This is a genomic window from uncultured Campylobacter sp., from assembly GCF_938017705.1.
In the GTDB taxonomy this organism is placed as follows: domain Bacteria; phylum Campylobacterota; class Campylobacteria; order Campylobacterales; family Campylobacteraceae; genus Campylobacter_B.
In genome coordinates this window covers 1-23,002 of record NZ_CALIIS010000128.1, presented here as the reverse complement: position 1 = coordinate 23,002, position 23,002 = coordinate 1, and the positions used below count along the sequence as shown (strand labels likewise).

The window sequence follows — 23,002 nt, the reverse complement described above, 5'->3', positions numbered from 1 at the left end:
TTTATGCAATCAAATATGTTTGAAAATCAGGAGATTATCGATATAGACGTCGAGGAATCGATCAAGACGAGTTATCTTGATTACTCGATGAGCGTTATCATCGGTCGTGCGCTACCGGACGCTAGAGACGGCCTAAAGCCGGTGCATAGGCGAATTTTATATGCTATGAACGATCTTGGCGTGAGCTCTCGCCAGCCATATAAAAAATCTGCTCGTATCGTAGGCGACGTCATCGGTAAATACCATCCGCACGGCGATACCGCCGTTTACGATGCGCTCGTGCGAATGGCGCAGAGCTTTTCGATGAGAATCCCTTCCGTCGACGGTCAAGGTAACTTCGGATCGATCGACGGCGACGGAGCGGCGGCGATGAGGTACACCGAAGCGCGTATGACGCCGCTAGCCGAGGAGCTTTTAAAAGACCTGGATAAAGAGACAGTCGATTTCGTGCCGAACTATGACGAGAGCCTGAACGAACCCGACGTCCTGCCTGCGCGCGTGCCGAATTTGCTGCTTAACGGTTCAAGCGGAATCGCCGTAGGAATGGCGACGAATATCCCGCCGCACAGCTTAGATGAGCTCGTGGGCGGTCTTTTGATACTGCTTGAGAATAAAAACGCAAGCCTAGAAGAGATCATGGGCGAGATCAAGGGTCCCGATTTTCCGACCGGCGGCATCATCTATGGCAAAAAGGGGATCATCGAGGCGTATAAAACGGGCAGAGGGCGCGTTAAAATTCGCGCTAAAACTCATATCGAAAAAAAGGCTAGTAAAGATGTCATCGTAATCGACGAGCTGCCGTATCAAACCAATAAGGCGCGCCTGATCGAGCAGATCGCAGATCTCGTAAAAGAAAAGCAGATCGAAGGCATCTCCGAGGTGCGCGACGAGAGCGATCGCGACGGAATTCGCGTAGTAATCGAGCTTAAACGCGACGCGATGAGCGAGATCGTGCTAAATAATCTATTTAAGCAAACCACGATGGAGGCGACCTTCGGCGTGATAATGCTCGCAATCGACGGCAAAGAGCCGAAGATTTTCACACTGATAGAGCTTTTGAAACTGTTTTTGAACCACAGAAAAACCGTCATTATCCGCCGCACGATTTTTGAGCTTCAAAAAGCGCGCGCCAGAGCGCACATCTTGGAGGGCTTAAAGATCGCGCTAGATAATATCGACGAAGTGATCGATGTGATTAGAAACTCCGCCGATACCAACGTCGCGCGCGAAAATTTAATGAGCAGATTTGGTCTCAGCGAGGCGCAATCGGGCGCGATTTTAGATATGAGGCTAAGCCGCCTCACTGGACTTGAGCGTGAAAAGATCGAGGAAGAGCTAAAAGAAATTTTAGCCGAGATAAAGCGGCTTGACGCGATCCTAAAGAGCGAGGAGCTAATCGAAGGCATCATCAAAGATGAGCTTTTGGAGATCAAAGATAAATTTAAATGCCCGCGCATCACCGAAATCGTCGATGACTACGAGGATATCGACATCGAAGATCTCATCGCGAATGAAAATATGGTCGTTACGATCACTCACCGCGGCTACATCAAGCGCGTGCCTAGTAAGACTTACGAGAAGCAAAAGCGCGGCGGCAAGGGGCGCGTGGCTGTTACGACGTACGACGATGACTTCATCGAGAGCTTTTTTACGTCCAACACCCACGACACGCTTATGTTTATCACCGACCGCGGGCAGCTTTACTGGCTTAAAGTCTATAAAATCCCGGAGGGCTCGCGCACCGCAAAGGGCAAGGCGGTAGTAAATTTAATCCAGCTCGGCGCGGACGAAAAGATCATGGCGATCATCCCTACGACCGATTTTGATCCGAGCAAGTCGCTCGTATTTTTCACTCGCAACGGCATCGTAAAACGCACAAATTTAAGCGAGTTTAAAAACATCCGCTCGCTCGGCATCCGCGCTATCAGCCTAGATGAGGACGATACGCTGGTGACTGCGCTCATCGCTCCAAACAGCGCCGAGGAGATGCAAAATTACAAAGGAGGCGCTCTAAGCGGCGACGATCTGGACGACGGCGAGGCCGAGGAAATTCTAGAGCAGACCGAGCAGGATATTTTGGAGGGAAGCGAGAATGAAATTTCGGACGCACAAGAGGGCGAGCCGCAAAGTGCCAACGAAAATATGCTATTCATCGCTACTAAAAAGGGAATGTGCCTTAAATTTAATCTAAATAAAATTCGCCAGATGGGGCGTATCGCTCGCGGCGTAAAGGGGATTAAATTTAAAGAAAAAGGCGACGAGGTCATCGGCGCCGCGTTTATTTTAAGCGATATGCAAGAAATTTTAAGCGTGAGCCAAAAGGGTATCGGCAAGCGCACGACCGCGAGCGAGTATCGCCTCACAAACCGCGGCGGCAAGGGCGTCATCTGCATGAAGCTCACCAACCGTACGGGCGAGCTCATCGGCGTCGTGATGGTCGATGAGGAGATGGATCTTATGGCGCTAACCACCAGCGGCAAGATGATCCGCGTAGATATGCAAAGCATCCGCAAAGCGGGTCGCAACACCAGCGGCGTCATCGTCGTAAATGTCGAGGGCGACGACGTAGTGAGTATCGCGACCTGCCCGAAAGCCGAGGAGGGCCACGAGGGCGAAGCGGACGAGCTTGCGCAGGATGAAAATTTATTAAATTCAAATTTAGATAGCAAAGATTCGCAGAGCGACGGCCCTAGCGATGAAATTTTAAAAGGAGGAGAGGATGAGTAGTTACAATATCGCCATCGTAGGCGCTACCGGCGCCGTAGGCGAGGAGATTTTGCGCGTCTTAGACGAGATGAACTTCCCCGTAAAGGACATACTGCCGCTTGCGAGCGCAAAGAGCGCGGGCGAGAAGGTGGAATTTCGCGGCAAAGAATACGTCGTGAGGGAGCTCACGGACAGCACTTTCGACGAAAATGAGATCGACATCGCGTTTTTTAGCGCGGGCGGCTCCATTTCGGCGCACTATGTGCCATTTGCTGCGGCAAGCGGCGCGGTGGTGATAGACAACACTAGCCACTTTCGTATGCAAGAAAATGTCCCGCTCGTAGTGCCCGAGTGTAATCCTCAGGATATAAAGCTATGGGAAGAGACAGGCATCATCGCTAATCCGAACTGCTCTACCATCCAGATGGTTCAAATTCTTAAGCCGCTTGATGACGCGTTTGATATCGAGCGCGTGGACGTAAGCACCTACCAGGCGACGAGCGGTGCAGGTAAAGAGGGTATGAGCGAGCTTGTAGAGCAGCTGCAGCAGTTTTTCGCTTTTAAGCTTGATGAGTGCGAGCCGAAGGTTTTCCCGCATCAGATCGCGATGAATGTCATCCCGCACATCGACGTCTTTTTGGACAACGACTACACCAAAGAAGAGATGAAGATGGTGAACGAAACGCAGAAAATTTTGCATAAAAACTTCGCCGTTTCGGCTACCTGCGTGCGCGTGCCGGTGCTGCGCAGCCACAGCGAGGCGATCACGATAAAATTTAAAAAGGATTTCGAGATTAGCCGCGTGCGCGAAATTTTAAGAAATGCGCCTAGCATCGTGCTTGCAGACGATCCGAGCAAAAACGAGTACCCGATGCCGCTGCTTTCGAGCGACACAAATGAGACCTACGTCGGCAGGCTCCGCAGGGACAATTTCGACGATAAAATTCTGCATCTTTGGTGCAGCGCCGATCAGATCCGTGTCGGAGCGGCGACAAACGCCGTGCGCATCGCGCTTCGTTGGATCGATATGCAGCAAGACAAGTAGGATAAATTTAGCAAGGCTGTCGAGTCTTTGCGCGCGAATACGGTCGCGTGCGTGATTTCGGCGCCGAGGTCTGGCGAATAAAATTTGCAAATCAGCCTAATTAAAATTTAACGCCGCAAGCTGAAATTTTGCGCCTTTAACCTGGCGCAAAATTTTAAAGACTCAAACGGATGCGACTAAATGGGGTAAATTTACGCGATTGCAAACGAGCGTAAATTTAAACGGACACTTTGGCATGGAGCGGCTTTTAAATTTATACGTTCGTTTGCGGAGCGGCTAATCCCGAATTAAAATTTAAGGAAGAAATGAAAGCTATATTTGAAAAATTTTTACTTTGCAGCAAATTTTTAACCCTCCTGCCAGTGCTTTTTTGCATCGCGGCAGGCGCGGCGATATTTGTGATGGCAAGCTACGAAATCGGCTCGGCGCTTTATAAAATCGTGGATTGTTTTCTAGCGCCGCAGAGCGAGCGAGCGCTTTATATTGGCATTTTAAGCGAAATAATAACGGCGATCGATCTGTATCTGGTCGCCATCGTGCTGCTAATCTTCGTATTTGGAATTTATGAGCTGTTTATTGACGAGTTTGTGGATCTAAATTTACAAGTTTTAAAGATCGCCTCGCTGGATGAGCTGAAGCACAAACTCGGCAGCGTCATCATAATGGTGCTGGTAGTGGATTTTTTCAAGCGAATTTTGCACACCGATTTTACTATCCCTTTGGATATGCTTTTGCTTGCAGGGGCTATCTTTGCGGTTTGTTTGGCTTTGTATATTTGGAGTAAATTTAAAGGATAAAAATGGTTTTCATCGACGCATGCTTCGGCAAAGAGACCCCATACACGCCCATTTGGATGATGCGCCAGGCGGGGCGCTACCTGCCGCAATATATGGCGGTGCGCGAGAGGGCGGGCGATTTTTTGAGCCTGTGCCGCGACTACCGCGCTGCTAGCGAGGTAACGATCCAGCCCGTGGAGATTTTGGGCGTCGATGCGGCGATACTTTTTAGCGATATCTTGGTCGTGCCGATGCAGATGGGGATGGATCTGCGCTTCGAAGCGGGCGAGGGGCCGAAATTTAGTGATCCGATCCGTTCTCAGGGCGATTTGGCGCGCCTAGATCCGCAAAAGGCCGCGGCGGAGCTCGGATATGTTTATGATACGATCTCGCTTACTCGCTCTCGCCTTGCCGCGGATAAAGCGCTCATCGGCTTTTGCGGCGCGCCGTGGACGATCGCTACCTATATGATCGAGGGCGGCGGCAGCAAAAATTACGCCGTTTGCAAAAGGATGCTCTACGAAAATCCGCAGCTTTTGCATGAAATTTTGCGCCTCGTTACGGAGGCGACGAAGCTTTATCTAGCGCGCCAGATCGGCTCGGGCGTCGATGCGGTGCAGATCTTCGATAGCTGGGCGGGCGCGCTGGAGCCGAGCGCATACGAGGAGTTTGGCTGGCGATACATCCTAGAAATCACGGAATTTTTAAAGGCGAAATTCCCGCATATCCCGCTCATCGTCTTTGCCAAGGGCACGGGCGCGCAGATGTCGCGACTGAGCCGTATCGTAGCGCAGCGCGGCGAGGCGAGCTTTGACGTATGGGGCGTGGATTGGAGCACTCCGATTGAGCTTGCGCGCGAGCAGCTCGGGGGCAAATTTGCGCTTCAGGGCAACCTGGAGCCGATGCGGCTATACGATCGCAGCGCGATAGAATCGGGCGTGCGCGAGATTTTAACGGCGATGAAGGGTGCGGCGCATATCTTTAATCTAGGGCATGGAATTTTGCCCGACGTAAGCGTGCAAAACGCCAAATATCTAGTGGATCTGGTGCACGAGCTAAGCGCGCGCTAAAGCCTTATTTTGCGAAAGTCTGCTTGCCGCACGCCACTGTGAAATTTTATAGAGCCGTAATTTAAAATTTCGCTCGCTCGGGTCGCTTGCTTTGCTTTCGCGCGATCCTGCCGCTACAATAAAATTTCAATTTTACGCCGCTTTCATGCCGCCAAAACAGCGCGCAGAACGTAAAACTCTAAATTTTAAAATTCTGCGTCGTTTTAGCGCGGTTGTATCTCAAATTTTAAAATTTAGCCGCAGTTTGAAATTTTATGCCGAGCGAGGATCTGAAATTCTATGCGCTGTGTCCACGGCGCCGTAAAATACCGAGAGTTCGCGAGTTTAAATTTAGCTCGCGTCTTAAATTTATAGCTCGCACGCGCCAAATTTAAGGATAAATTCAAAGCTCTAAGTTTAAAATTTCGCCGTAGCGGAGCGGCGCGCGGAAGCAAAATTTTGCGTAAAAGTGGCGCAGAATTTCAGTGCGCCGGAGTAAAATTTAAAGCAAAATTTTTGCGCGCAAGCAAACCCCGCAAATCAAACCATGGAGCAAAAATGAGATATATTTTCGGGCCCGTCACCTCGCGCAGGTTCGGGCGTAGCCTTGGCATCGATCTAAGCCCGCAGCGCAAGCAGTGCAACTTCAACTGCGTCTATTGCGAGCTGGGCGCGGGCAAGCCGGTAAGTGCGATGAGCGAGCCCTGTGAGATCGGTCCGATCATCGCCGAGCTGAAAACCACGCTGCAAAGCCACGCGGGCATTGACGTCATCACGATCACGGCAAACGGCGAGCCTACGCTGCATCCGCGCTTTGCAGAGCTAGTGGATGCGCTAAAAGCGCTGAACCTGCCGCAGAAGCTGCTCGTTTTGTCAAACGGCTCGCTCGTGCGCGAAAATAGCGCGGCGCTGATGAAGCTTGATATCTGCAAATTTTCGCTAGATAGCGTGCTTGCAAAAAGCTTTCGCAAGGTGGACGGCCCGCACGCGGGTATTAGCGCCGAGGATATCGTAAGCGCGATCGCGGATTTTGCGCGTGAGTTTCGCGGCGAGCTTGATATCGAAATCCTAGTCGTGCGCGGGATAAACGATACGCAAGAAGACTTTGAGGCGCTAAATGCGGCTTTAGCTCGCATCAACCCGCACCGCGTCGATCTCGGCACGATCGATCGCCCGCCCGCATACCGCGTGCAGGGGGTGAGCGAGGCGCAGCTGCGCTATCTGGCCACTTTCATCGAAAATCAAAACGTAAATATCATCGCCGCGCCCAAATACGCAAGCGAACGGCTGAGCTTTAGCGAGGATGAAATTTTGCGCACTCTCTCGCGCCGTCCGCAGCGCACGAGCGACGTGGAGGCGATGTTTGACGAAGCGAGCGCACAGCTTTTAAAGCGTTTGGCGGGTGCTGGCAAGGTCGTTTTTGAGGATGGCTACTATAAAATAGCCAAGAAATAGTGGTAGAATTGCGAGGTAGAATTTTATTTCGTAATTTAATGGCAAAATTTTATCGAGATTTCGCAGGTGGAATTTTGCGTCCAAATTTTTAATAGGTGAAATTTTACGTAAATAACCCGCGATGATGTGATGAAATAATAGGGCGCGTAATCCAGATTTAAAATTCTGCAAAGAATAAATTAATCGACGAAAATTCTAATGGCAAAAATGCGAGCGCAAATGCTTCGGCTACAGAAAATTCCGATATCAAAAAATATAATTCTAAAAATCCCGCCTCGCAAAGCTCTGGCAGCGAAGATTAGAATGCCGAAAATTCTAACGGCAAAAATTCCGATACCAAAAATTCGGGCGCGCAGAATTCCGGTGCGTGAAATTTAACCAGTATGATGAGAAATAAAGCTGCGTTAAAATTTAAAAATTTCACCGCCTACGCGCGCTCTTTTTGGGTTCGCACAAAGCTCACGCGAGCAGGCGCGGCTCTTTGCTGCGCACGTTCCGCCGAAGCTGCTTGCCTCGAAAGATCAAGCGCCGATGCGACGCCGAGCGAAGTGGGTAAAAATTTTAAAAACCTAAATTTTAAAAACCAAAACGCTATGAGTACGAATTGTGAGGCAGGTCGCTATATAGACTTTAGCGCGGATTACGACACGGATCGCAACATACGCCTTAAGCATATTGCTGCAGCACATGCCAAAGTATAAACTTTAACGCAGATCGAGACTTAAATTTAAATATATGCCACGATATAAATTCTAGTGCGGATTACGACATAAATCTCGTCAAGGGTCACGGCATGAACCCAAGCATGGATTATTACGACATACGCCTCGGAGCGTATCGAGACATAAATTCTGACAGGCATTGCACCGCAAATTTTAAAATTTCAAACGCAAACTTAAAACGAATTTAGCAGATTTAAAAGCAGATTTAAGGACGGATTTTAAATGATTAAATTTTCAAATTTAAAAGTTGCTGCCGCCGTGTTCGCGCTACTGCTCGCAGGCTGCGACGGATGGAAGCACCATCTAAGCAGCGACGGCGCCTCGCTCGCCTCCAAGTTCGACCCCTCCGAGCGCACACTAAAGATTGAGGGCAACGACAAGCCGCTCGTGCTGTTTTTCTACGCAAGTAGCCGAATTTAGAAATTCTAAAATTTTAAAATTTAGATAAAATTCTACGATTTGGAATTTTGATAAAATTTCTGTGGCTACCAGCTTCCGCTAGCACCGCCTCCGCCGAAGCTTCCGCCGCCCCCACTGAAACCGCCTCCGCTAAAACCGCCACTTCCTTTAAATCCACCAAAATCCCCAGATGGGCTGCTTCTCATGCGCGATGAGCGCGCGATTTCGTTTATGATGTCTGCACTTGAGATTATATCCTCATCGCTTCTACTGTGGCGCGTCACGCGGCGGCTTAGTAACGCAAAAAGCAAAACCGCAAAAAACACCATAAAGATCGCAAAGTCCTTGTTGCTCGGATCCTGCTGCGCGTTGGCGTTAAGCGGATCAAATTTTATATCGCCGCCTTCGATCGTGCCGATGATCGCCGAAATCCCACTAATGACGCCACTTTCATAATCCCCCTGCCTAAAATAGGGCAGAATTTTATTGCTGATGATGCGCTTGGCGCGCATATCGGTTAGCACGCCCTCTAGCCCGTATCCGACCTCGATACGCACTTTATGCTCGTGCGGAGCAACAAGCAGCAGTATGCCGTTGTCGCGCCCTTTTTGCCCGATACCAAGAGCGCGCGCCTGCTCTACGCCGATTTCCTCGATAGAGTAGCCACCGAGCGATTTTAGGCTTACGAGCATGATCTGGTTTGTGGAATTTTTATCGAAAGTCGTTAAAATTTCATTCAGACTCTCTCTCGCGGCTGGGCGTAAAATGCCAGCCTCATCAATTACGGCGGTACCGTTTGGATGGGCTAGATACTCGCTAGGTGCGGCGACGCTTATTACAAATAGTGCCATTAGGGCAAAAGCAAATCTCCAAGCCACTCTCATCGCAGTTCCACCAAGGTCTCTTCTATCTCGTTATTTTCGCTATCTTTAGGCACTCGCATGGCTAGCTCGCACAGTGCGTCCATCGCCTTTAAAACAGCAGGCTCAAGACCTTGCGTGCTGGGGTTAAATTCTGTCGTGATACGTTCAAACTCACCCTTAGAGATAAACTCCGCCGCTTGCGCGCCGCAGATGATATGAGCGCAGCGCTCGCGGACGCAGACACAAAACATTATCGCTTCTTTTACGCTGCCGTAGCGCTCGTAAAATTTTTGCATCGCAAACTCGCCCGAGAGCCGAAGTCTGCGAGATTTAAGCGTGATTAGAGTTAAAAGCGTGGGACATTTAGCTAGCAGAGCTTTAATCGCTATGAAGCTGAGCGCTACGATTTGCAGTAGCTCAGCTTTGCTTATTTGTGGCACGAAGCACAGAACGATGCCGATCGCAAACGCCGTCACTGCCGCCGCGCTATAGCTAGCTTCGCAGTCCTCGCTTGCTTCGCGCGCGACCACGCAGACGATCTGCGCACCGCTTGCGGCTTCGGCTTTCGTGATTAGCTCATGGATTCTTTGCTTACACTGCTCGTTTAGCATTTGCCGCCTTTAGCGTTATTTAAACGAGACGCTAGGGGCTTTTTGGCTTGAGCTATCAGCGCTAAAGCTAGGTTTGGCGCCGCCTAGTCCTACTATGCGCGCGATGATGTTTGTAGGAAAGGTCCTAATTAGCTTGTTGTATTCCTGCACCGAGGCGATGTAGTCCTTGCGCGCTACGGCGATGCGATTTTCCGTGCCTTCGAGCTGATTTTGCAGCTCGGCGAAATTCTGATTTGCCTTAAGATCCGGATAGCGCTCGACTACCAGCATCAAGCGCGATAGGGCTGAGCTAAGCTCGCCTTGAGCGCCGTTAAATTTCGCAAACGCTTCCGGATCTTGCGCTAAACTTTCTGCATTAATATTGACAGCGGTTGCCTTAGCGCGGGCATTTATAACGCCTTCTAAGGTATCTTTTTCATGGCTAGCGTAGCCCTTGACGGTTTCTACGAAATTTGGAATCAAATCGGCGCGGCGCTGATATTGGTTTTGTACCTGGCTCCACGCAGCCTTAACTTCTTCATCTTTGCTTACGAGCTTGTTGTAAACCGGCACTGCAAATATCGCAAACGCAATCGCCGCAATCACTAAGACGATTAGGGCTTTGATTAAGATATGAAGCCCTCCTTTTTGGCGCGGATACTCTCCTTCGCCAAAGCTCTCGCCTCGCGCGGATAAGCTTTTATCGTCGTAACCTATACGCTCGTTATTTTTTCCTTGCAGCTCTTTCATTGAAATCTCCTTGGGATGTTGGAATTTAATTTGACTAAAATTTCATATTCGATCGTGCCGAAGTGCTTTGCCCAAACCCGCGCGTCGTCCAGCACGCAGATGCGCTCGCCACCGAATTCCGCACAGAAGCTATCCATCGACATTTTTCCGAGCATTTTCTGCCCGCTTGCAAGCGCTAGCTCGCCCTCGCCGTCGTAGCGAAATAGCCCGTCTGCGTAGCCCAGATCATAGGTGCCGATCCTCATATCGTGCGGCGCTTCAAATTTTGCGCCGTAGCCCACGCGCTCGCCTTTTTTTAGCACGCGCGAGCTGATCAGATCGGCATAGAGCTTTAACACAGGGCGTAAATTTAGGCTCTCGTCAAATTGCGGATAGCCGAACTGCGCCATGCCTACGCGCACGTATTCGTCCTCAAAGCCCGCACTTCGCTCGATAGCTGCGGAGTTGCTCGAATGAAATTTTAAATTTTCAAAGCCCGCGGCGGCGGCTTTGTGCCCCGCGAAACGCTTAAATTCTATAAAATTTTGCCTTTGTGCGAAAAAATCTCCACTTAGCTCGTCGCTTGCGCGAAAGTGTGTGAAAAAGCCACGAAGCTTAAATCTGCCCTCCTTACACAGCCTAAGCGCCTCATCTAACTCGCTCGCACCGATACCGTTGCGGTGCATAGCAGTATCTGCAGCGATATAAATTTTAAGCCCTCGTTTAAGACGCGCAAAGTAGCTCAGATCATTTACTGCGTAGCAAAACCGCTCATCCTCGTCCCCGCGCGGAATGTGCGAGAGCACTAAAATTTCATCAAATAAATCCGCGATCTGCGTAGCTTCCGCAGCACTTCGCGTTACGGCGCGTACGAAGCCTAACTTTGCCGCTTCCTCGCAGCAAAGCCTGCAGCCATGGCCGTATGAATTATCCTTGGCTACTAAAAATACTCGTTCCGCTCCACCTACTTTGGCGGCGATTTGCGCTAGATTGTGCGCATAAGCGGCGCGATCTAAAATGATCTCAGACATCGAAATTTAGCCCATAAGTGCGGTATAAATATGGCAGCAGCTTGCGCGCAGCGTAGTCGTATCCGTAGAATTTCGCATAAACTTCCTTCAGGCTAGCCGCGCCTGCGCGCTCGAAATCAAACACGTCGGTACCCGCGATCTTGGGCACGCGCTCGTCTAAAAATTTAAAAAATTCCGCTCTCGCAGCCAAAAGCTCTTTTATATTTTTTTCAACCTCTTGCTTTTCAGATTCGTTCATCTCTGATCCTTTAAATTTTCTAGTTTACCTAAAAATACGCGCTGCATCTCGTCGCGAAACTCAGGGCTAGAGGCCTCGAAGCGAGTTACGATCACGGGCGTGGTGTTGCTTGCCCGTACGAGCGCCCAGCCGTCATCAAATCGCACTCTGATGCCGTCGATCTCGATAATATCGCGGATGGGCGGTAGCTCCGCAATACCTGCGTGGATTTGAGCTTTAAGAGCCTCGATGATCTTAAATTTTGCCTCCTCGCTCGTATTAAATTTAATCTCGTCGGTGCTAAAAACTCGCGGCAGCTTGTCTAGCTCGGCGTCTAAATCATATCCTTTAGCTACGAGCTCAAGCACGCGCATCATCGCATATACGCCGTCATCAAAGCCGAAATATCGCTCTTTAAAATAGATATGCCCGCTAACCTCGGCGGCAAGGTCGATACCAAGCTCCTTCATCGCCTTTTTGATATTGCTGTGGCCGGTCTTGCCCATAAAGCTTTTGCCGATCTTATCGATGGTATCGTACATCGCCTGCGAGCATTTGACCTCGCCTAGGATGCGCGGATGGGTCATATTTAGGGCAAGCAGGCAGGCTAGCTCGTCGCCTTTGATATTGCGGCGCGGCGTAAGCACGGCGATCCTATCGGCATCTCCGTCAAAGCCGAAGCCCAAAGCCACGCCGTCTTGCTTCATCGCAGCTTTAAGATCCGCTAAATTTTTCTCCTCGCTGGGGTCTGGGTGGTGGTTTGGGAAATTGCCGTCTGGCTGCAGAAATAAAACTTTAGCGTTTAGCTCTAGCCTTTCGACGATTTTAGTAGTCGTAACGCCTGCAGCTCCGTTTGCGCAGTCAATGATAAAAGGCGCGGCAAAGCCCTTAAGAGCCGCAAATTCTTTCTCAAAATATGCTAGATACTCGCTTAAGATGTCGTACTTCTGAGTGCTTATATCGGTTGGAATTTTAAAATTTGAACCGATCAGCTCTCGCACCTGCGCGCCCAGACGTTTCAAATCCTTGCCGAAGAAGCTATCCGTGCCGATCGTGATCTTAAAACCGTTGTAATTTTTGGGATTGTGCGAGCCGGTGATCATTACGTTTGCGTCAAATTTATGCGTAAATACGCTAAAATAGCCCACCGGTGTCGGTAGCAAGCCGATATTATAAACCCGCAACCCGGCGAAATTTAGCCCGCTTACGAAATAGCCGAAAAGCTCATCCGCGCTAAGGCGAGCGTCGTATCCCACGCTAACGCGCTCAAGCCCTAGATTTGCGATATGTTTGCCAAGCGCGAAGCCGATCGCTTTTACGCTGCGCTCGTTTAGCTCCTCACCCACGATGCCGCGAATATCGTATTCTCTAAAGATATCTTCGATCATAAAATTCCTTTAAATTTAAATCGCGGTATTTTATAAAAACTTGCTTAATATTTATATTATAAATGATAAAATCGCCGCTAAAATTCCAAAGGATGGTTATGAAAAAATTTATTCTAGTAGCGATTTTAGCGGCTTTTGCTTGCGCGGGCGATTACGAGCTCGTAGGTAGCGTAAATACTTCGTTTAGAATTTTTGGCAAAGACGATCGCATCGAAGTTATCGCGGTTAAAGATCCTAAGATCGACGGCGTGACCTGCTACGTCTCTTACGCCAAAAAAGGCGGTGCCAAAGAGATCATCGGCGTGGAGGAGGACCGCTCCGAAGCCTCTGTGTCGTGCGTGCAGACAGCGCCTAAAATCATCATTAAAGAGGAGCTGAAAAAAGAGGATATTTTTGAAAAACGCAGCTCGTTGATCTTCAAAAAGACCCATGTAGTCAGGCTTTACGATGCGCTGCAGGGCTCGCTAATCTATTTGGTTTATTCAGACAAAGTGATTGACGGCTCGCCCAATAACTCGATCTCGGCGATCCCGTGCCACCAAGCCGTGGGCGACGTGTGCGAGCTCGCATATGCCCAAGGCAAAAAATAATAATAAGGAATTCCGCAAAGATAGAATTTTATCGCAGCGGAATTCTAAATTAGAAATTATACGATGAGATGGCGCACGAAATTTAACAGAATTCCGCTAAATTCCGCAGCATTTTACAAAATTTATCCGCGCCGTTAAATTCCTAAGCGAATGCCTAAGAAGAGAATTTTACCGCTTTATAAAAGCATCTTAACGCATATTTGAGCTACGCTAGTAGACGACGCGCTTGCAAGTCGTAAAATGAAAAATTAAGCAATTTTTGCTAAAATCTCGCGATTTTGAAAACCCTCGTAAATCTAAAGGAAATCAATGAAGACATTTTTTAGTATGGAGTGCGCGTCAGTGATGCTACTGATTTTGGCGCTAGCCTGTGCAATCGCTACTTTTGTAGAGACCGCTTATGGCACGGAAGTAGCTTGGGCGATGGTTTATTCTACTGCGTGGTTTGGCGCGCTGATGGTGCTTTTGGGAATAAATTTAACCTACAATATCTATCGCTACCGCATGATTAAGCTTCGCACTCTGCCTGCGCTAATCTTTCACGCGAGCTTTTTGTTTATGCTTGCTGGAGCGATTTTGACGAGATATTTTGGCTTTGAGGGCAATATCCATATAAGAGAGGGCAGCGAGAGCTCGATCGTAACGACTAAAGACGAGGTCGTTCAGCTCCTTACTTTAGGCAGTGACGGCGAGTTTATCTCCGCCGATGAGAGCAAATTTTTAAACGGCGCAGGACGGATGAACTTCGATCTCAATCTAGACGTAGAGGGTAGGATCGCAAATTTAAAATTTAAAGAGCTAATAGAACACGGCGAGCTAAAATGGGTGCAAGATCCGACCGGACAGGCTCCTGCGCGCGTGGAACTATTATTTTCAAACAATGTTGGCAGCCAAAATGTCTCCTTGCAATCAGGCGAAAGCATGGAGATAGGCGAGCTTAGTATCACTTTTAATGCAGAGCCTAAAAGTAAGAATTTCATCTACATAAAATCCAAAGACGGCAAATTCTATTTAAACTCAAGTCTTGATATAAACGCCACTAAAATGGCTGATATGAGCACTGCACCGCTTAAGAGAAACGAGGATAATCCGCTAGGCAATCTCTTGCTTTACAGCTTTGACGAAATAAATTTCGCCCCTGTTAGCCTGCTTAGCTCAGCGGTCGAGAAATTCGTCCCGGTCGCTGCAAATTTACCGGGTGAGCCTGGCGTAGTAGCTACGCTAAGCTTCGCGGGGCAGAGTCGCGAAATCTACGTGCCTAGGGATTCGCACGGTGCTAGCTACAAGGTGGGTGATAAGAATTTCATCGTAGCCTTGGCGCCAAAGATGCTTCATCTGCCTTTTAAAATCGCGCTTCGCGACTTTGTGATGGATCGCTATCCAGGCACCAATTCGCCCTCCGGATATAAAAGCGAAATCACGCTAAAAGACGGCAATACGAGCTTTGATTATGATATTTTTATGAATCACGTGCTCGATTACGGCGGATACCGATTTTTCCAAAGCTCATACGACACGGATGAGCGTGGTACCGTGCTTTCGGTCAATAAAGACCCCGGTAAAGTTCCAACTTACATCGGTTATTTTTTGCTTTGCGTAGGGATGTTTTTTAACTTTTTCAACCGGGGCTCGCGCTTTTTCAAGCTCTCGCGCTTAATCAGCGAAAATACGCATCTTGCTCGAGAAAAAGATGTAAATTCTAAAAATTCGGCGTCTAGTTCGGTGCCCGTAAGCTCCACAGAAAGCTCTGTATCAAAACGCACCAAAAAATCGCGACGCGGCACTAAAGGTGCGGCATTAGCATTAGTAGGCGCATTGGCTTTGAGCTTGGCTGCATTGTATCCTAGCACAGCAAATGCCGAACAAAACTTCACGACTCAAAATTCTATTTCGCAAAATTCTGCCTCAAATGCAGCCGCAGAAAATTCTGCGCCGCAAAGCCCGGCTAGCGTGCAAGATCCCGCTTCGCAAAATTCCGCGCAGAATTCCGCCGCTGAAAATTCCAAGCAGAGCTCCGCTTCGCAAGAATCTGCAGCGGAGCAAGACTCCATCCCACCGCATAATTTTTCTACTATGGGAGGCGAGCTAGCCGTGCCGAAATTTGATCCTAAATTTAGTGAGGATTTAGCAAGCCTCGTAATTCAGGGATTTGATGGGCGAATGGAGCCTTTTGATACAGTTTCTAGGGAGCTTTTAAATAAAATTTACCGAGCCGACGACTATAAGGCACCAAATGGCGAAATTTTAAACCACAACGCCGCTGCGCTTTCTTTTATGCTAAATCAAAGCTACTGGAGGCGCGCGCCGATTATCAAGGTTAGCGAGCCAGAGCTTAAAAAAATTCTAGGTATGGATGAGAAGCAAAGCCACGCCAGTATGATGGATTTTTTTGAATTTAAAGGCGGCGAGAGCTACTACAAGCTCGATAAAATGGTCGAGGAGATCAACCGCAAGCCTTTGGGCAATCGCGGTGTGCTAGATAAAGAGATCATCAAGGTAAATGAGCGCGTAAACGTCTTTTACTCGGCATTTATGGGGGATTATTTTAGAATTATTCCGGTTAAGAACGCTAAAAATAACGAGTGGCTTTCGCCGCTATATCTAGGCGATGCGCTGGATCAAAACGAATCTGCTGAAGTTAAAAAGATGATGGGAATATTTGTTTCGTCCGTAGTTTATGCCCAAGGAAGCGGGGATTGGAGCGGCGCAGAAAAGATGCTAAGCTACGTCAAAAAATACCAAGCGCAAAACGGCGCGAGCCTGATGCCTAGCGAGAGCGCGATAAAATATGAAATTTTATTTAATAAGGCTAAAATTTTTTCTCGCCTCTTTCCGATCTACACTATCTCAGGATTTTTGCTTCTGATCTTTATCTTTTTGCGGATGATGAAGCCCGCTCTTCGCCTAGGCAGCGCGTTTAAGCTAGTTTACGTCGTAAATATCGTCGCTTTCATCGCACATACTGCAGGGCTTGCGCTACGCGGCTATGTTTCGGGGCACGCGCCGTGGAGCAACTCCTACGAATCGCTCATCTACATCGCGTGGGCGCTGTCGCTAAGCGGAATATTTTTCTCGCGCAAATCTGCCATATCGCTGGCGCTTACCTCGATAATGGCGGGCATAACGCTGATGGTAGCGCATCTTAGCGACATCGATCCGCAGATTACCAATCTCCAGCCGGTTCTAAAATCGCACTGGCTTACGATCCACGTCTCGGTAATTACCGCAAGCTACGGATTTTTGGGGCTTTGCATGCTGCTTGGAATTTTTACCCTCGTGATGTTTTTATTCGATAAGAAAAACCCCGAGATTGCGCGCAATATCACGGAGGCTACGCATATCAACGAAATGTCGATGATCCTAGGGCTTTGCTTGCTGACGGTCGGCAACTTCCTAGGCGGCGTATGGGCGAATGAAAGCTGGGGGCGCTACTGGGGCTGGGATCCGAAGGAGACCTGGGCGCTCATTACGATTTTCATCTACGCGGTAGTCGTACATTTTAGGTTTATGCCTAAGCTCAATAATCAGTTCGCCTTTGCCGTAGCCTCGATGTTTGCGTATTTTAGCGTCATAATGACCTATTTTGGTGTAAATTTCTACCTAAGCGGCATGCACTCCTACGCTAGCGGCGAGCGTATTCCGGTGCCGGGCTGGGCGTACGCGATGGTCGCTTCGATGGTGGCTCTTGCGATCGCGGCGTATTTCCGCTCGGGCAAATCGGCTAGACTTTAGATAGGTGGGGCTCAAATTTTAGAATAATAATTTTGAAATTTCGCCCGGATTTCGCAGCTTGCCGAGGCTTTATGGATTTATGAAATTTATCTTTAAATTTTGGCTAGGCTTTGAAATCCCGCAGAATTTTATAGAATTTTACGATTCGCGATTACGCTAAATTTTAAAATTTTGCATCGCGACAGAATTTTTGATGCTTGAAATTTTAAGACGTCGTAAAATTCTAATGATTTAGAATTTGCACCGCTATGGGATTTTAATGTTTTAAATTTTACTTCTAGTGGAATTTTTTCATGCGACGGAAGCTCGATGAATTCTAGAATTTTAAAATTTCAGCTAGCGCGCTAGCGTAAAATTCTGCCCTACTGCCGCCATGACCGAGCAGTGAAATTTTAAAATTTGATTTTATAAATTCTATGCTCATTTTTAAATTTAAAATTTAAAATCTCGCGCTTTATGAAATTTTATTTATGGCGTCGAATTTTAAAATTTCGCACGCCTTTGTTGCAGCAACTCTTGCGCGACAAGATTTTAAAATTTTAAATTCCGCGCCATGATAGAATATGATAGAATTTGAAAATTTATAAAATTTTAAACTGCGAAAACGCCTCGCTAGGCATTAAAATTATCTTAAAATATAATTTAGCTTGCAAGGTTAAGCTAAATTTCTGCTTATAATCATATTGATTTAATCTTTATTTGGCTAAAATTGATGCTTGTCAATTTCTTAATTTGAAAGGATAAAGATGTCTGATCTAAAACAGGATAGACGAGGCTTTATCGGGCTTACTTTCGGCGCAGTTGCCGCTGTGGGTGGCGTTTTCGCACTCGTGGGGATGAAGAAATCGTGGGATCCGCTTCCTAGCGTGCGCGCCGCTGGCGTCACTACGGTAGATTTAAGTCCGATCAAAGAGGGCGAGCTTTATCAAACGCAGTGGCGCAAAAAGCCGATTTTCGTGCTTAAAAAGACCGCCGATATGCCTAAAAACGATGCCCGCGATGTCGTCGTAGGGGATGCTAGATATACGCTTTGCATCGGGCTTTGTACGCATTTGGGCTGTATTCCCAGCTATAAGCCATCGACGCAACAATTCATCTGTGCATGTCACGGCGGAATTTTCGATGCTAACGGCGTAAACGTGTTCGGTCCGCCGCCGCGCCCTATGGATATACCGCCCTTTAAAATCGACGGAACGAAACTCGTTTTAGGCGAAGAGGGTCCCGAATACCAGGCCCTAAAGCAGAAAGTATAGGAGGCGCAGATGGCACATATCAGAAAAGCTACGGGAGTTTGGGATTGGTTCGACCAAAGGCTCGCCGTAACGAAATTTTTCAAGGTGATGGTAAGCGAGTATTGGATTCCTAAAAATATCAGCTTCCTTTGGGCGATGGGCGTTATTTTAATGACGCTATTTATAGTTTTGTTCGTAAGTGGATTAATGCTTGTGATGTATTACAAACCGGATGTAAATCTCGCGTTCGATAGCGTAAATTTCACGATTATGAAAGAGGTCGAATACGGCTGGCTATGGCGTCATATCCACGCAGTATCGGCATCAGTTGTATTTTTGATCCTATACATTCATACTTTAGTAGCTATTTATTACCGCTCGTATAAGCAAGGGCGAGAGATGATTTGGGTAAGCGGAATGCTGCTTTTCATCATCTTTTCGGCGGAGGCTTTTAGCGGCTATATGCTTCCATGGGGACAGATGAGCTACTGGGCAGCGATGGTTATTACGAATTTATTCGGTGGAATTCCCGTAGTTGGCGATGCAATAGTCGAATGGATTCGCGGCGATTATGCTGTTAGTGATCCAACACTAACGCGATTTTTTATGCTTCATGTCTGTTTGCTGCCTCTCGTGGTGGTTGCGGTGCTGGCAGTGCATTTTTATTCGCTTAGATTTCCGCATGTAAATAACCTAGACGGCGAGGAAATTGACTTTGAGCTCGAGGGCGAGAAGTATCTGCAAGGAAAAACTAGCGAAAGCAAGGTAATTCCGTTTTGGCCGGGCTTTTTGGCGAAAGATTTTTTCTACGTCAGTATCTTTATGATATTTTTCTTTTATCTGGTGGGCTTTCATTTCGATTTTGCGATGGATCCGATAAATTTCGAGCCAGCAAACAGCCTCAAAACCCCGACGCATATCTATCCGGAATGGTACTTCCTCTGGGAATATGAAATTCTGCGCGGATTTTACTTCGACGTAGGACCGCTTAAGGCCGCCGACATCGGGCTTATCGCCTTTGCATTTGCCGGAGTTTCGCTATTTTTTATCCCGCTATTTGATCGCAGCGGCGTAGTAGCTCCCGCACATAAAAACAAGGCGTTTTTCATTTGGTTTTGGGTTTTGGTAATCGACATGATTCTGCTTAGCCTATTCGGAAAGCTCCCCGCAGACGGTATGGAGCTCGGTATCGAAAATAAATACTGGGGCTTTGCCCTATCGATCATCTATATCGGATTGCTTGTCGTAGTGCTTCCGTTAATTACAATCGCAGAAAGAAAGAGGGTCTAGCCATGAAAGAGATAAGAACCCTAATCTTAGTGCTTTTTTGTGTGGGAATTTTATACTGGTTTATCGAGCCTTATGCTCATACTAAGCTCAGTCCGCACACAGATCCGGTAAATTACGATTTTGCAGCAGGCGATACGGCTTTAGCTGCGCATAACGTAGCCGCAGCAGAAAGCGCTTTGGCCGCAGCAGAAAAGGGCGGAGATGAGACGATGATAAAAAATTCTAAAAAAGCCCTTGCTAGTGCGAAAGAGCAACAAGATAAAACGGTGCTTTTTTGGGACGAGATAAATAAAATCGATCTTAGCAAAGGCGATGCCGTGCGAGGCGCTGAAACCTTTACAAATGCAGGCTGCACCGCATGTCATGGAGTAAAAAGTGCAAATATCCCCGCTCCTATGGACGCGGCAAGCGCCAGTGCCGCATACGGCGTCAATCCTCCGGATCTTAGCAGCGCAGGCTATCTATACACCGATAAATTCTTAGCTGCACTCATCAAAGATCCGATCATGGCTCTTAAGCTAGATCAGAAATTTGGCGACGAAAAACCTTTTCCGATGCCCGGGTTTTTCGGTGCGGGCGGTGATCTAAATCAAGAGATCGCCGATATCGTAGCCTATCTAAAGTCGCTCGCTCCTAGCGAGGATAAACTAATCGCCTCTGAGGCTGCTGCTAGCGGTATCAAGCAAGGCACCGAACTAAACGAAGCGCAGAAAAAATTCCTTTTAAGTAAGGCGGTTTTTGAGGATGCTTGTCTAAGATGTCACGACGTCAAATATGATAAGCTCTTTGCATCCGGCGACAAGGCTAGCTTGGCTGCGTATATGGGCTCGACGCCTCCTGATCTTTCGATGATGATCCGTTCTAAGGGCGCCAACTATCTGCACGAGTTTATCAATGATACGCAAAAGAAGCTTCCAGGCACTTCGATGCCGCGCATAGGCTTGAACGAAAACGCTGAAGCCAAGGTCGTGGAGTATCTGGCTGACGTAGGCGATAGCAAAAAAGCCGAGCGTGAAGCTACAACCATAAATATTATGATTTATTTCTTGATCCTTTCTGTTTTTGCAGGTCTTTGGAAAAGCAAAATTTGGTCGAAACTTCACTAAAATTTTAGCAGTCGGAGCAAAATCCGACTGCCTTTTAAAATTCCGCCATATCCTAAATTCTATTAAATTCTATCTATCAAAAAGCTCTTGCAATTGAGAATTTAGCCGCTTTCGTGCTTTATGATAACCGCTTTTTTTATTACTTTTTAAGATTTTTCTACATATAATTGCCACTCAATTTTGAAATTTAATGTATGAATTCAACTCAAGAAGGTTCAGATGAAATTTTTTAAATTTGCGATTTTGGCTCTTATTTTTCCATTTTGCATGTTGCTGGCGCAGACCGATTATCGCGCCGAAGCGGCGGCGATTAAAGAAAAATTTGCCCAGGCGGTTAAATTTTATGTAGACGGCAATAACTCGGAGGCCAGAAAGATAACCCAAGAGGCGTATTTCGGGCATTTTGAAAATTTAGAAGCCGGCATTCGCATAAATTTAAGTCAGAAAAAATCCTACGATATGGAGAAGCAATTCGGCGATATCCGTAAAGCGATCAAAGCCGAAAAGCCTCTAAATGAGATCCAAGCTATGATCGATAATCTAAATCGCGAGATTGACGAGGTTCTGCCTGCGATCGAATCTGGTCATCGTCTCGTAGCCGAGTATCAAGACGGAGGCGATGGCAGCACTTCTGCGCCAGCCTCAGGTGGGAATTCCGCAGCATCCGGTACAACTTCGCCGTGGATGAGCGTCTATACGGAATTTAAAGCTGAGCTGGATAACGCTAAAGCTGCGTTTGATAAGAAAGACACTGCTGCGCTAAAAGCTGCGCTAAATCGCGCTAAATTTGATATCTACCGCAACGAACGTCTAGAAGAGGCGGTACGAAAATATGTCTCGTCTCAGACCGATCAATCAATCCAGCAAATTATAGGAAATCTCTTGCGCGAGGATGCGGATACAGACAAATCAAAATTTGACGAAGCGATAAACGCTCTAGATAATCTAGCATTAAAAGCCGTAAATGATTTGCCGCAAGAAAGCTATTCCATAGCGCCACAGACTGCGTTAGCTCAAAGCGATACTAGCGAGGATGAGAGCAAGGATTTTACGCCGATTGTGCAAAATATCAAAGACAAAATGGCTAAGGTTTTGCAGCTTTACGAGAGCGGCAAGGTTGATGATGCGATCGACGAGAGCGGCAATATCTACTTTGATGAATACGAAGAGAGCGGCATGGAAAATATCGTCGGTGCTAAAAATACTCAACTCAAGCTAGACACCGAAGCAAGTTTTAATAAAATTTCGGCTCTTATGCGCGCGGGTGCTTCCAAAGAGCAGATTGTAGCGGCGCAAAACAAGCTATTTGATCAGCTCACCCAAAGCCTAGAGCTAACGAAGAAATCAAGCAATTGGGATCTATTCTTATACGCGTTTATCATCATCTTGCGTGAAGGATTTGAAGCGCTCATTATCGTAGCCGCAGTTATCGCTCTACTTATAAAATCCGGCAACTCAAAGCACCTAAATATCGTTTACAGCGCTCTAGGCGTCGCGGTTGTGCTAAGTATCGCTACGGCTTACGGGCTGAATTATATCTTCGGTAGCGAAAATGCAGGGCAAACGCGCGAAGTGATGGAGGGCGCGGTGATGTTAATCGCCGTGGTGCTGTTATTTTACGTGGGCTTTTGGCTTCTTTCAAATGCAAGCTCCAAAAAGTGGAGCGCCTATATCCAAGGTCAAATTTCAAACAGCCTAAGCTCTGGCGATAGCAAGATGCTTTGGTGGACGGTGTTTTTAGCGGTTTATCGCGAGGGCGCAGAGGTCATTCTCTTCTATCAGGCACTCTTCAACAATGCCATCGGCGATGTCGATATGATCTGGGGCGGCTTTGTCGCTGCGTGTGCGGCGCTTGCTCTGCTCTTCTTCCTCATGCAGCGCGGTGCACTGCGCATCCCGATCGGTCCGTTCTTCAAGGTGACGAGCGCGTTCATGTTTGTCCTTGCGGTCACCTTCCTCGGCGGCGGACTCAAGGAACTGCAGGAGGCAGATGTGATCTCCACATCGGTCATTGAGGCGATCCCCGTACCGAGCATTGATCTGCTCGGACTTTATCCCACCTATGAAACCATTGTGCCGCAG

At 47.8% G+C, this 23,002-nt stretch carries 19 protein-coding genes; 13 read left to right on the top strand and 6 right to left on the bottom strand.

Annotation, left to right across the window (positions count from 1 at the left end):
- Positions 1-3: 3 nt before the first annotated feature.
- The 7 genes from gyrA to Q0605_RS06330 all read left to right on the top strand — a co-directional run bounded on the left by gyrA (position 4) and on the right by Q0605_RS06330 (position 8,173).
- On the top strand, positions 4-2,727 hold the full coding sequence (gene gyrA, locus Q0605_RS06360) for a DNA gyrase subunit A (RefSeq protein ID WP_298705221.1): 2,724 nt from the start codon (positions 4-6) through the stop codon (positions 2,725-2,727).
- Positions 2,720-3,751, top strand: a complete 1,032-nt coding sequence (locus tag Q0605_RS06355) for an aspartate-semialdehyde dehydrogenase (protein ID WP_298027558.1) — start codon at positions 2,720-2,722, stop codon at positions 3,749-3,751. Before gyrA ends, Q0605_RS06355 begins: the two co-directional genes overlap by 8 nt.
- A 305-nt stretch (positions 3,752-4,056) precedes the next feature.
- Positions 4,057-4,548: a YqhA family protein gene (locus Q0605_RS06350; RefSeq protein ID WP_298705218.1), complete on the top strand. Its 492-nt coding sequence runs from the start codon at positions 4,057-4,059 to the stop codon at positions 4,546-4,548.
- A gap of 2 nt (positions 4,549-4,550) precedes the next feature.
- A complete protein-coding gene (gene hemE / locus Q0605_RS06345) occupies positions 4,551-5,597 on the top strand; it encodes a uroporphyrinogen decarboxylase (RefSeq protein ID WP_298705216.1) in 1,047 nt (348 codons plus the stop codon).
- 537 nt (positions 5,598-6,134) lie between these two features.
- Positions 6,135-7,031 carry a radical SAM protein gene (locus tag Q0605_RS06340; RefSeq protein WP_298705214.1) on the top strand — a complete coding sequence of 299 codons (897 nt, stop codon included), beginning with the start codon at positions 6,135-6,137 and terminating at the stop codon, positions 7,029-7,031.
- Between the two features lie 386 nt (positions 7,032-7,417).
- The gene (locus Q0605_RS06335; protein WP_298705212.1) at positions 7,418-7,732 is read left to right on the top strand and encodes a hypothetical protein; all 315 of its coding nucleotides are present in this window, start codon (positions 7,418-7,420) and stop codon (positions 7,730-7,732) included.
- Between the two features lie 243 nt (positions 7,733-7,975).
- Positions 7,976-8,173 (top strand): hypothetical protein, encoded by a 198-nt coding sequence (locus Q0605_RS06330; RefSeq protein ID WP_298705210.1) that lies wholly within the window; start codon positions 7,976-7,978, stop codon positions 8,171-8,173.
- Between the two features lie 65 nt (positions 8,174-8,238).
- Here Q0605_RS06330 and Q0605_RS06325 read toward each other — a convergent pair whose 3' ends face one another.
- From Q0605_RS06325 to Q0605_RS06300, 6 genes are read right to left on the bottom strand one after another with little or no spacing between them, the layout of a single operon-like run.
- Positions 8,239-9,036 (bottom strand): TPM domain-containing protein, encoded by a 798-nt coding sequence (locus tag Q0605_RS06325; RefSeq protein ID WP_298705208.1) that lies wholly within the window; start codon positions 9,034-9,036, stop codon positions 8,239-8,241.
- Entirely contained in the window at positions 9,033-9,626 is a 594-nt protein-coding gene (locus Q0605_RS06320; RefSeq protein WP_298705206.1) for a hypothetical protein, read from the bottom strand. The genes Q0605_RS06325 and Q0605_RS06320 overlap by 4 nt, the downstream gene beginning before the upstream one ends.
- A 15-nt stretch (positions 9,627-9,641) precedes the next feature.
- Positions 9,642-10,355 carry a LemA family protein gene (locus tag Q0605_RS06315; protein WP_298705204.1) on the bottom strand — a complete coding sequence of 238 codons (714 nt, stop codon included), beginning with the start codon at positions 10,353-10,355 and terminating at the stop codon, positions 9,642-9,644.
- Complete coding sequence (locus Q0605_RS06310) at positions 10,352-11,365, bottom strand: alanine racemase (protein WP_298705202.1); 1,014 nt, start codon at positions 11,363-11,365, stop codon at positions 10,352-10,354. The genes Q0605_RS06315 and Q0605_RS06310 overlap by 4 nt, the downstream gene beginning before the upstream one ends.
- Entirely contained in the window at positions 11,358-11,603 is a 246-nt protein-coding gene (gene cmeU, locus Q0605_RS06305) for a CmeU family protein (RefSeq protein ID WP_297880638.1), read from the bottom strand. The genes Q0605_RS06310 and cmeU overlap by 8 nt, the downstream gene beginning before the upstream one ends.
- Positions 11,600-12,970 carry a phosphomannomutase/phosphoglucomutase gene (locus tag Q0605_RS06300; protein WP_298705200.1) on the bottom strand — a complete coding sequence of 457 codons (1,371 nt, stop codon included), beginning with the start codon at positions 12,968-12,970 and terminating at the stop codon, positions 11,600-11,602. The genes cmeU and Q0605_RS06300 overlap by 4 nt, the downstream gene beginning before the upstream one ends.
- Before the next feature lie 98 nt (positions 12,971-13,068).
- On the opposite strand from Q0605_RS06300, the gene Q0605_RS06295 reads away from it, so the two are divergent.
- The 6 genes from Q0605_RS06295 to Q0605_RS06270 all read left to right on the top strand — a co-directional run.
- Positions 13,069-13,560: a CreA family protein gene (locus tag Q0605_RS06295; RefSeq protein ID WP_298705198.1), complete on the top strand. Its 492-nt coding sequence runs from the start codon at positions 13,069-13,071 to the stop codon at positions 13,558-13,560.
- A gap of 309 nt (positions 13,561-13,869) precedes the next feature.
- Complete coding sequence (gene ccsA, locus Q0605_RS06290) at positions 13,870-17,292, top strand: cytochrome c biogenesis protein CcsA (RefSeq protein WP_298705196.1); 3,423 nt, start codon at positions 13,870-13,872, stop codon at positions 17,290-17,292.
- 746 nt (positions 17,293-18,038) lie between these two features.
- A complete protein-coding gene (gene petA / locus Q0605_RS06285) occupies positions 18,039-18,545 on the top strand; it encodes a ubiquinol-cytochrome c reductase iron-sulfur subunit (protein ID WP_298024154.1) in 507 nt (168 codons plus the stop codon).
- A 9-nt stretch (positions 18,546-18,554) separates the two neighbouring features.
- Positions 18,555-19,814: a cytochrome bc complex cytochrome b subunit gene (locus tag Q0605_RS06280; protein ID WP_298705194.1), complete on the top strand. Its 1,260-nt coding sequence runs from the start codon at positions 18,555-18,557 to the stop codon at positions 19,812-19,814.
- 2 nt (positions 19,815-19,816) lie between these two features.
- A complete protein-coding gene (locus tag Q0605_RS06275) occupies positions 19,817-20,920 on the top strand; it encodes a c-type cytochrome (RefSeq protein WP_298705192.1) in 1,104 nt (367 codons plus the stop codon).
- A gap of 219 nt (positions 20,921-21,139) precedes the next feature.
- A partial coding sequence (locus tag Q0605_RS06270; protein ID WP_298705190.1) for an FTR1 family protein occupies positions 21,140-23,002 on the top strand: 1,863 nt, incomplete at its 3' end.

Coding starts and splice junctions, on each gene's coding strand:
- gyrA (WP_298705221.1), top strand. CDS start 4: ATGCAATCAAATATGTTTGAAAATCAGGAGATTATCGATATAGACGTC.
- Q0605_RS06355 (WP_298027558.1), top strand. CDS start 2,720: ATGAGTAGTTACAATATCGCCATCGTAGGCGCTACCGGCGCCGTAGGC.
- Q0605_RS06350 (WP_298705218.1), top strand. CDS start 4,057: ATGAAAGCTATATTTGAAAAATTTTTACTTTGCAGCAAATTTTTAACC.
- hemE (WP_298705216.1), top strand. CDS start 4,551: ATGGTTTTCATCGACGCATGCTTCGGCAAAGAGACCCCATACACGCCC.
- Q0605_RS06340 (WP_298705214.1), top strand. CDS start 6,135: ATGAGATATATTTTCGGGCCCGTCACCTCGCGCAGGTTCGGGCGTAGC.
- Q0605_RS06335 (WP_298705212.1), top strand. CDS start 7,418: ATGAGAAATAAAGCTGCGTTAAAATTTAAAAATTTCACCGCCTACGCG.
- Q0605_RS06330 (WP_298705210.1), top strand. CDS start 7,976: ATGATTAAATTTTCAAATTTAAAAGTTGCTGCCGCCGTGTTCGCGCTA.
- Q0605_RS06325 (WP_298705208.1), bottom strand. CDS start 9,036: ATGAGAGTGGCTTGGAGATTTGCTTTTGCCCTAATGGCACTATTTGTA.
- Q0605_RS06320 (WP_298705206.1), bottom strand. CDS start 9,626: ATGCTAAACGAGCAGTGTAAGCAAAGAATCCATGAGCTAATCACGAAA.
- Q0605_RS06315 (WP_298705204.1), bottom strand. CDS start 10,355: ATGAAAGAGCTGCAAGGAAAAAATAACGAGCGTATAGGTTACGACGAT.
- Q0605_RS06310 (WP_298705202.1), bottom strand. CDS start 11,365: ATGTCTGAGATCATTTTAGATCGCGCCGCTTATGCGCACAATCTAGCG.
- cmeU (WP_297880638.1), bottom strand. CDS start 11,603: ATGAACGAATCTGAAAAGCAAGAGGTTGAAAAAAATATAAAAGAGCTT.
- Q0605_RS06300 (WP_298705200.1), bottom strand. CDS start 12,970: ATGATCGAAGATATCTTTAGAGAATACGATATTCGCGGCATCGTGGGT.
- Q0605_RS06295 (WP_298705198.1), top strand. CDS start 13,069: ATGAAAAAATTTATTCTAGTAGCGATTTTAGCGGCTTTTGCTTGCGCG.
- ccsA (WP_298705196.1), top strand. CDS start 13,870: ATGAAGACATTTTTTAGTATGGAGTGCGCGTCAGTGATGCTACTGATT.
- petA (WP_298024154.1), top strand. CDS start 18,039: ATGTCTGATCTAAAACAGGATAGACGAGGCTTTATCGGGCTTACTTTC.
- Q0605_RS06280 (WP_298705194.1), top strand. CDS start 18,555: ATGGCACATATCAGAAAAGCTACGGGAGTTTGGGATTGGTTCGACCAA.
- Q0605_RS06275 (WP_298705192.1), top strand. CDS start 19,817: ATGAAAGAGATAAGAACCCTAATCTTAGTGCTTTTTTGTGTGGGAATT.